Annotated in this window: 10 protein-coding genes; 5 read left to right on the forward strand and 5 right to left on the reverse strand. The window is 39.4% G+C overall.

The annotated features are described in order from the left end of the window. Positions 1-675: CPBP family intramembrane glutamic endopeptidase (locus E1176_RS10665; protein ID WP_155210597.1), on the forward strand; the 675-nt coding region annotated here is incomplete at its 5' end. A 50-nt stretch (positions 676-725) separates the two neighbouring features. On the opposite strand, the gene E1176_RS10670 is transcribed toward E1176_RS10665, so the two are convergent. Then, positions 726-2,579 carry a PLP-dependent aminotransferase family protein gene (locus tag E1176_RS10670; protein WP_155210598.1) on the reverse strand — a complete coding sequence of 618 codons (1,854 nt, stop codon included), beginning with the start codon at positions 2,577-2,579 and terminating at the stop codon, positions 726-728. Between the two features lie 274 nt (positions 2,580-2,853). Here E1176_RS10670 and E1176_RS10675 point away from each other — a divergent pair, with 274 nt between their 5' ends. After that, positions 2,854-3,075 carry a hypothetical protein gene (locus E1176_RS10675; RefSeq protein ID WP_155210599.1) on the forward strand — a complete coding sequence of 74 codons (222 nt, stop codon included), beginning with the start codon at positions 2,854-2,856 and terminating at the stop codon, positions 3,073-3,075. Positions 3,076-3,200: 125 nt separating this feature from the next. Beyond that, entirely contained in the window at positions 3,201-3,611 is a 411-nt protein-coding gene (locus tag E1176_RS10680; protein ID WP_343030526.1) for a hypothetical protein, read from the forward strand. A gap of 2 nt (positions 3,612-3,613) precedes the next feature. Here E1176_RS10680 and E1176_RS10685 read toward each other — a convergent pair whose 3' ends face one another. The 4 genes from E1176_RS10685 to E1176_RS10700 form a co-directional block, all read right to left on the reverse strand. Then, positions 3,614-4,060 (reverse strand): YybH family protein, encoded by a 447-nt coding sequence (locus tag E1176_RS10685; RefSeq protein ID WP_155210601.1) that lies wholly within the window; start codon positions 4,058-4,060, stop codon positions 3,614-3,616. Positions 4,061-4,127: 67 nt separating this feature from the next. After that, entirely contained in the window at positions 4,128-5,204 is a 1,077-nt protein-coding gene (locus E1176_RS10690) for a glycosyl hydrolase 53 family protein (RefSeq protein WP_222933131.1), read from the reverse strand. A gap of 66 nt (positions 5,205-5,270) precedes the next feature. Next, positions 5,271-6,065 (reverse strand): ABC transporter permease, encoded by a 795-nt coding sequence (locus tag E1176_RS10695; protein ID WP_222933132.1) that lies wholly within the window; start codon positions 6,063-6,065, stop codon positions 5,271-5,273. Beyond that, positions 6,062-6,694: an ABC transporter ATP-binding protein gene (locus tag E1176_RS10700; protein WP_155210602.1), complete on the reverse strand. Its 633-nt coding sequence runs from the start codon at positions 6,692-6,694 to the stop codon at positions 6,062-6,064. The genes E1176_RS10695 and E1176_RS10700 overlap by 4 nt, the downstream gene beginning before the upstream one ends. A 248-nt stretch (positions 6,695-6,942) precedes the next feature. On the opposite strand from E1176_RS10700, the gene E1176_RS10705 reads away from it, so the two are divergent. Together E1176_RS10705 and E1176_RS21360 are read left to right on the forward strand one after the other, a co-directional pair. Next, on the forward strand, positions 6,943-7,641 hold the full coding sequence (locus tag E1176_RS10705) for a hypothetical protein (protein WP_155210603.1): 699 nt from the start codon (positions 6,943-6,945) through the stop codon (positions 7,639-7,641). A gap of 101 nt (positions 7,642-7,742) precedes the next feature. Then, positions 7,743-8,744: a helix-turn-helix domain-containing protein gene (locus E1176_RS21360; RefSeq protein WP_185152747.1), complete on the forward strand. Its 1,002-nt coding sequence runs from the start codon at positions 7,743-7,745 to the stop codon at positions 8,742-8,744. Positions 8,745-8,758: the final 14 nt, after the last annotated feature.

Consider the following 8,758-nt stretch of genomic DNA (forward strand, 5'->3'; position numbering starts at 1 on the left):
GTGCCCCTACTGGGAGTTGCCGTTATGGTGAGTGTATACTACTTACTGATAAGGTATGTTGAAAGAAGAAATTTCTCAGATTTTGATACAACGTTTGCACTAAAAAACACATCGATTGGTCTGGTACTAGGTTTTCTCATAATATCAGTTGCAGTAGCCTTGATGTATGTTCTTGGGTATTATGAGGTTTTGGAAGTGAATGATCTCTATTCTTTTCTGCCTAGTGCGACCTTAATTTTGGGTGTAGTTGTACTGGAAGAACTGGTTTTCAGAGGGTTGATATTTACAATCATCGAAAAATGGAAAGGAACAACAGTTGCACTATTCGCCTCTTCGATACTTTTTCAATTACCTCATTTCATGAATCCTCATGAAGATATATTACCAGCTACCTTAGGTGTATTGTTTGGTATGGCTACGGCTTATATGTATATCGATACACGCACGCTTTGGCTGCCAATAGCTTTCCATTTTAGCTGGAATATTGCACAACCGATTTTAGGTACTACATTATCTGGTATCAGTGAGTTTGATGCGGTTTTAATAACTCAAATAGACGGCCCTGAGTTGATCACTGGGAGTGCTTTTGGCGTGGAGGATTCGCTCGTTGCTATGCTATCTTTAATTGCTATTATCGCTTACTATCATATCAAAATCAAGCAAAAAGATAAGTAGTAAAAGTCTGCCGATAACAACAGTTTACCGGCAGACTAGATAATTTTATTTTATAGGTTTTGTACGAAATTGACAAAGACTTCTTTATGCTTTTCAAGGTCTAAATCCGGTGACACAGATACACGAGCAATGTAGTCTTTGTCATCTTCTTTGGTAGTGCCTTGTGTAGAGGTAGCCGGTATTGTCCAATAGCAACCTTTGAGTTGACCATAGCTTACACAATACTTGCTTTCGTGAGGTATCTCAGTGATCATCATATTGATGAGTTTGAGATTTAAGGCTCTTTTATAAGTCTCTTTTTCCTCATCAGTGGCACCTTTAGTAGGTAAGTCAAGAGAAAACACAGAAGGCGTAAAACCGTCATCGGCCAGTGCCTCTGATACAAAGTTAATTTTTGCGGTAGGCAATTTGTCTTTTATAAAATTGACGAACTCCCGCGTGTTTTTGTAGGCATCTAAAATACGCTGGTTCATAGATGGCATTTGCTCAGCTAGAATTTTAATCTGCAGATCTGTGGCTTCATTATCACACAGTGCCATGTGTTTTTCAATTTTATCCATGAGGTTTGCAGCGGCTTTATTGGCTACACAATATCCTGCTGTGCATTTACCACCACTCGGAAACTTGGATCCGCTCACATAAGAAAGCGACCTGATAGATGAGAAAATACCACCTTCTTTCAGGAACTGTATGTTAGGGCAGAATGTCTGGTCAATAATAAAAACAGGGTCGATAGCGGCCTCTCCCGAAGTTGTTTTTCGTTTCTCAGTCAATACATCTCTCAACTTATCGAGATCTGGTACCTCTACCCGTGGGTTTGTGGGTATTTCTACGATTATATAAGGCACAGCATCATCTTTAGCTACCTGAGCCAACACCTGGTCAGTACTCTGCACCATATCGTTATCCCGGTCTACCGGTAGGTCGAGTACTTCTACATGATCGAGGCAGGCGGCCACTCTTCTCGCCTGATCATTGGTACCTCCATAGCAGTTAGGAGGAATAATGATTTTTATGTCTTTGCCCGGGTGATGCTCATTGGCATGGTCAATCAGCCCCATCATAACAGCATACTGCACAGAAAGCCCGGATGAGCCTACCAGCGGTTTTGTATCGGTAGCCGTTATGTCCTTAATAGTATCTAAGACGAGCGTCTTATTATTTTCAACATTACCTGCCTCACTATTAGGAGAAGGTCTGCCCACAAGTTGTTGCAGTGCTATAAAGCAGTTGGCCGGAGTCATGGCGATGGTTTCTCGTCTTCTAACATGCTGTATTTCAGAGATGTAATTTTTGTTTGCTTCTCCGTTTACCATCAAAACACTACCAAGATCTGCATGAATGCCAATAAAAAAGTCTGTGTTGGTGTTGAGGGTTACTTTACCGATTTCGTCTAAATGAGAAATATATACCGTGCTTCCATCAAATTCAGGAAGTTCTTCGGCATTAGCTACTTGCTTAAGCTCAAAGCTGTAACCATAAACCTCTTTAATCTTTTCGGCATCAAATGCTGATGGTAAATCACCCGTGTAGGCAATTAAGGTATTTTTCTTTTCGAATAAGTTCTTTCTAAGTACGGCTAGAATAGGTACAGTCCTGGAAGAAAAACTGATAACACTGGCTGTGTCGAGGTTATTAATTTTTGCTACAGTCCATTCTAAAACAGAAGACAGCGGGTGACCTAGTCGGATGTAGTCGTAAGCGGTGGGTAGTTCGCTGAGAGCCGTGGTGTTGTAATTGTTAGTGGTAGAAAGAGCCTCAAACTTCTCTATGAACTCAGATTTGGCTAATTCTTCGTTATAGATATCAAGCCTGTGGGTGGTAAGATTTACCCAGTCAGCCGGCATATTGTCGAGTACATCTTTTATATAATTAAGCGTATTGTCTTCTATGATTGTGGCCATGTTAACGTGCGTTTTTATATTGTATAGAGCTGTAAAAAGCTCAAAATTCATCTCATTCTTTCGGTTCACAAAAGTAGGATGTTATTAGGTTTTAACCTAGTGAGAGGGGAGTTGCTATAAACCGAAACACGCTAATGTCGGGTATTGACAAAGTCACTATCAGTCCTTTAAATTATTTGAGCCAATTATGCTTTTTTGAAGGTAAAATGACACACTATTTTAGTTGTGCTTGTAACATATGGCTTTGATTTAAGTCTGTTGCTTAAAAGCAAAAATGAAATACCCACTTATAAAGCCAAAATTCTATATCGGTCTATTCAACGAGCTGATTTTATTTATAAAAGCACCTTCAAACTCACCCAATCATGACAAATCAAATAAAGAGAAGGTTTATGACACCATTGGGTTATTCATTTTAAAGATGATTTTGCTCATACCTGTAATGGCTTTTTTACTTTTATTTACGATCCCGAAAATGTACAAAGTGCCAATTTAAGAGAGCGCTTTTCACCGCTGACTTTAGTTGTATTAGGTGGTTTTATCCTACCATTAGTTGAAGAAATTGCATTTAGACTATCGCTGGTTTTCAATGCTATTTATTTTTCACTGTCCACCTCAGTTTTGTCCTACTACTTTTTCACTAAAGTGATTTTTGCTACCAAAATAAGTGCGGTTGACGAAAGTTTTGTGACCAGAGTCGGCATCTCTTTGGCCATTGGTTCATTACTTTTTGTACTACTAAAAACTACCAAATTACAGCATCACATTTCAAGATTTTGGAGCTGTAATTTTCGCTATATATACTATGCTTCTAGTCTCATTTTTGCGTGGATGCACATTTCTAAGTACGAAGTAAACCTGTTGCATATTTTGCTTCTACCCATTTTTACTTTTCCTCAACTTATGAGTGGGATCATTTATGGCTACACGCGAGTAGCTTTCGGATTTAAGTACCCGTTATTTGTACATTGTAGCTTAAATACAGTAGCATTAAGTCTTTCTTTTGTATCCAGTGGTGATTTGTTTATTTAAAGCTAATCCCAAACAAACCGCCAGCTACCATCTGGCTGCCTTTTCCATACGGTGTGAAAAATGCCTTTATTGATTTTAGGGTTTCCTAGCGAGTCGGGGTAGGTAAAAACAAAGTCACCATAAGTGTAGGCCATGTCACCAGATTGACTGACATCTACAAATGTGGGTTTCCATGTGAGTGTTTCGTTAGGCCTTACGTCTCCCTTATACCACTGGGCAATGGCAGCCTTGCCTATGATGATTTTCTTCTGCCTGCGAATAACGCCATCCTCTGCTGCATAAAATTCAAAAGCCTTTACCAACCCTTCTTCCTGCGCCATGTCATTAAAATCTTTTTCGACTTGCATAATTTCTGCCTTCCATTTTTCAATGTCAGCTTCGGTTGCCTGACTTTGGCAACCAACATAAAATATAATAAATGCGAGGATACAATAGATATAGGCCTTCATAGAATAGGTATTGCTTATATAAATATAAGTATTTGGCTGTTAATAAATTACCCGATGGCTGAATTGCTCAATTCTGATAATTATCTATCCAGGTCGTATAGCCCGGTCTTTCCAAACCATTTTCATCTAACAGACCTGTGTCCCTCCATATCTGCCCGAGATCTTTTACTTCTTCAGGAAAGGTTTCCCATAGTGCGTCAAAATCTCTGTGAGCCCACCAGACTACAAATAGGTACTCCTGTTTGTGTGCATTTTCCATTAATATTTCGAGGTAATCGTTCTGGCTTGATGCATTTCCATTGATTGATACATTAAGATTGGGAATCACCAGGTTTTCAGCTATTTGTGCTGTTTCAGCAAAAGCAATGGGTAGGTTAGTTTTGGTGTGTACTAAGTCTAAAGCTTCTTGTATCTCGGCTTTTGAACTTAGATTTTTTAGAAATGGGTAAAAACTAATAGCAACGAAGTCGTTTTTATTGACATGACGGAAAATATCTTCGATATGAAGCTCCGGATTACCTACTTCTGCTTCAAATAAGTTGTGCAATGAGATTGACTCTGAAATTTTAAGATCAGGATATATATTTTTGATCTTCGACTTTACCTCCTTGATTAAGTTTTGATACCCTTCCCATTTTTCTGGAGCTCTAAGGTTAAGCTCGTTTACTTCAATAGCAATTACAAGATAGTCTGGGTCTAATTGAGCAACCAGGTAGTTGATGTGCTCGTAGTAAGCCTCCTTTATTTTTGTATCATCAAGGTTGGTGTAAGAGGGGATTGTGCCATCAAAATCAGTAGCAAGTTCGTCTCTACTTGAGTTGAGTAAGCTTACGGATAATAGCAGCTCTTTATTTGCAATTTTTCTATTTACACGACCTGTAATTTCGTTGGTAAAGGCCTCAGGCAATTCAAGGCCATTGATCCATGCATTCCACGGGATATGACTATCAATATGCTCTGCATATATATCAGCATGGTCTGCAATGAAGGAATAGGTGTCATCTACATCTTGAAGTGTAGGCCCAAAACTCCATGTGGTAAACCCCATCTCAAACGCTCTTTTATCTGCCGCAACGGGAGTTTCTTCTTTAGAGCAGTTGCATAATAGTAGTAATGCAAAAATGAGAATGGGTTGTGCTTTCATGTGGCTGATTTGCTGCCAATATAATAAAAGTGAGAGAAAGGAGGGAGTCTCTCCCTTCACTACCTATCACTTCTTAAGTATGCCGTGTTTTAAGTTGTGATTTTTGTCAAAGACAAGTTTTGAAGAAAAGAAAATAGCAAGATAAACGCACAATATGGTGCCTGAGAAGATGGCTAACATGATCATGATTTGATATTTAATGGCAATAAGTGGTGAGCTACCACTTAAAATCTGACCCGTCATCATTCCGGGTAGAGAAACCAAACCAATGGTAGCCATCGCGGCAAGGGTAGGGTTGGCAGCTTTTATCAAAGCTTTTTGAAAAAAAGGAAATAGTGCCTCGTTATGTTTAGCACCATTGGCCAGATAGAAGCGGTACCGCTCCAGGTTTTGGTCAATGCTATAATAAAAATCGTTTATGCCGATCACATTACTCCTTAAACAATTGCCAAGTACCATACCTGTTATTGGTATCGTATACTGAGCGGCCAGTATATTTGGTAGCTGAATGACAAACCTTAAAAAGAAAAAATCAACGATTAAGATACCGATAAAAGTAGCTGCAAAAATGCTGATGATAAGTGATTTCTTACGCCTTAAGTCACTACGGTCGATGGTAGAAAAATCAGCAACTATGACCATCACAACAATCCAGGCTACATTGATCCAAGGATTGTCATATTTAAAAAGGTACTCGAGGTAATAGCCTACAAACAAAAGTTGTAGGATCATTCTCACCACAGCGACTCCTACTTTTGTGAGGAGGCCGGTTTTAAACTTTCGGAGTATAATAGCCGGTAAAATCAGTATTGCCAGGCCAATGGCAAGTTGTGTCCAGGTGAGGTCAATGATTTCCATCATGATGTAGGTTCGAGTTCAACAATTTGCGTACACCTTTCGAGCCACCATGGATCATGTGAAGTAGATATGATGATCTTTTCTTTATCAAAGAGGAGCTTTTCTACACGCTCTTTTGACCTCTGATCAAGCGCTGATGTGGGCTCATCAAGCAACATGATATCCTTACTTAGCAAGTGACAAAGTGCAAGGCCGACACGCTGTCGTTGGCCTGTAGAAAGGTTTTTGAATTCCTCATCCCATATGTTTTTGTTTAATCCGAGTGCTTCAAATGTAGTGAGCACATATTCTTCACCAGGCCTTATGACTTCATTTGCCTTAAAACTGAAGGGGTAATAAAACACCTCTTTAAGTTTGCCTTCGCCAAGGTTTAAATCTTGTGGCAGCCAGGTAGACTGTTTTCGTAATTGGGTTAGTTGCGTGCTTTTAAGCTCCTTATCATTAAAAGTGATTTTTCCTTTCGTGGGATACTCGAAGCCTAAAAGCAACTTAAATAATGTGGTTTTTCCGGACCCGGAAGCACCTTTGATACAAATCACATCTCCTGCTTTTGCTGTAAGAGAAAAATCACGAAGTATTGGTGCTTTGTTTTCACCATAAGCAAAGTAGATGTTAGAAAATTTGATCTCCATTATTACAAGCTGTACTTAAAGTGCATGCAAGAGCCTTGATCTCTTGATTAAGCTTTAAATTAGGAGTTAGTTGTGAATTTACCTGAGATTAAATTGGCCCGTTTAACAACTACCAGTCCTGTTGTCAGTGTCAAAACAAATGGAAATCAGTCCATATACCGTATAAACACCCCTGAGAGGTTTATTTTGTAGGTTGTGGTTGCTCTGCCACATAGCTTTGATTCCATATCAAATAAAACATTTACATCATGACGAAAAGCATAATAGTAGGTAATATCTTTTTAGCCCTCAGTTTAGCGTTGGGGTTAAACCTGGCTTACGGACAAAATAAGATAGATACAATCACTTTAGCACAGGGAGAGGTTATGGATATTCTGCTTATAGAACAAAAGCAACATGCTGAAGAAGCCTTAAAATCATATTTTGAAACCGTGATTCCTATTGGCAGACGAATGAACTACCGGCCCTTGCCGGGCTTTAAAATTGTAGATCATACAAAAGGGAATCTATGTCCTACATACCTGATTCTCGCCAAGTGGGATAATCTACAATCTCGTCAGGGTTTTCTTAATAATATTACAGACGAAGTACCTGATTTTCATGAACGAAGAAGAGAGATATGGTCATACTTTGGCACCCGTTATTACGAAATGGGCGAGGACCACACACTAACCATTGACCGCAGCAAATTTCACATAGCCACAGCCTACTGGCTTGACGATGATTCAAATGTCTTTCAAGATTGGGAGCAGAAAGTGCGAAAGATGGGGGGAGAGCTTTTGATCACACTCACAGGTGGCACATCACCCTTGGGTTACCGGTATGACCCGAACTATTTTGTGATTACTGCGTGGAAAAATGAGGCATCTTTCGCTGCTTTTCAAAAGGAAATAGCACAACTTGCACCGCATGGAGTACAACATGTGAATGAGTTTATATTAAAATAATGGATCTGGAGCATCTTCTGAGTCAAATTTATTTCTTTGCCTTTTTCCAAGGACTGTTTCTAATAGCGATTTTTTCTATCTCAGCTACAAAACGTAAGCAGGTGAATACCTACCTCGTAATCCTAATAAGTTTGTTGATGGTGGGCCTCATCGGCAAGATAGGTGAACTATCATTTGACTGGAAACGACAATGGAAGGGACTTTCAGAGTTTGCTATTCCTTTTTTCGGCCCTACAGTCTATCTCTTCATCCAATCCACACTTTCAAAAAAGCGATTCAGGGCAGAAGACCTATTCCATTATATTCCTGGCGTGTTTTACTGTCTGGTAGTTACGCTTTATTACATTACAGCTTCTACTGAGTTGATTGAAGCTCGTATAGCTAGCGGAGAGCTCATTCGGGTAGTTCGTATCCTGGTAGGTCTGGGGCTTACCATAAACATAAGCTACTTTGTGTTGAGTATACTCAGATTTAGGTCATTTAAAGAAGCGCTGCAAAGGGAGCGAAGCTATATCCTGAATGTTCATTTTGTTAGGAATCTACTAGTAGCCATTGGTGCATGCCTGGCGGTTTGGTTAGTCGTTTATATCATTAGTTTCGGCCATAATGCTTATGTAGAAATCAATTCTCGCCCATTCATCTGGCTCGCGGTTGCCTTTATTATTATGTTTTTGGCTTATTACCAGATGGTTTCACCGGCAGTTTTTCGGTTTGTAGAAGCCGAACAAGAAGTAAAGTATGCTAACTCTAAATTTTCTCATGCTGATTTAGATCGATTAAAAACTCAGTTAGAAACAATCATGCGTGAAAAAGAGCCTTTTCTAAACCCTAAATTATTAAAATCTGAGCTGGCAGAAATGATGCAGATCAATGCACCTGAGCTTTCACGACTACTAAACGAACGAATAGGGATGAGCTTTTTTGAATATGTCAACTACCATCGCATTCATAAGTTTATAGCATTAGCAAAATCTCCCTTAATAGAAAAGAAAACACTTTTGGGCCTGGCGCAGGAAGCAGGCTTCCATTCTAAGTCTTCCTTCAACAAGTCTTTTAAAATAGTGATGGGTTGTCCGCCAAGCGAGTATTTGGGCAATAGCTAAATAGGTAATGATTT

Origin of the sequence: Fulvivirga aurantia (assembly GCF_009711475.1) — a bacterium.
GTDB lineage: Bacteria > Bacteroidota > Bacteroidia > Cytophagales > Cyclobacteriaceae > Fulvivirga > Fulvivirga aurantia.

What these genes read in the sequence shown, in the direction of transcription:
- E1176_RS10670 (WP_155210598.1), bottom strand. Translation starts at nt 2,579, where the DNA reads ATGGCCACAATCATAGAAGACAATACGCTTAATTATATAAAAGATGTA.
- E1176_RS10690 (WP_222933131.1), bottom strand. Translation starts at nt 5,204, where the DNA reads ATGAAAGCACAACCCATTCTCATTTTTGCATTACTACTATTATGCAAC.
- E1176_RS10700 (WP_155210602.1), bottom strand. Translation starts at nt 6,694, where the DNA reads ATGGAGATCAAATTTTCTAACATCTACTTTGCTTATGGTGAAAACAAA.
- E1176_RS10675 (WP_155210599.1), top strand. Translation starts at nt 2,854, where the DNA reads ATGAAATACCCACTTATAAAGCCAAAATTCTATATCGGTCTATTCAAC.
- E1176_RS10685 (WP_155210601.1), bottom strand. Translation starts at nt 4,060, where the DNA reads ATGAAGGCCTATATCTATTGTATCCTCGCATTTATTATATTTTATGTT.
- E1176_RS10705 (WP_155210603.1), top strand. Translation starts at nt 6,943, where the DNA reads ATGACGAAAAGCATAATAGTAGGTAATATCTTTTTAGCCCTCAGTTTA.
- E1176_RS10695 (WP_222933132.1), bottom strand. Translation starts at nt 6,065, where the DNA reads ATGATGGAAATCATTGACCTCACCTGGACACAACTTGCCATTGGCCTG.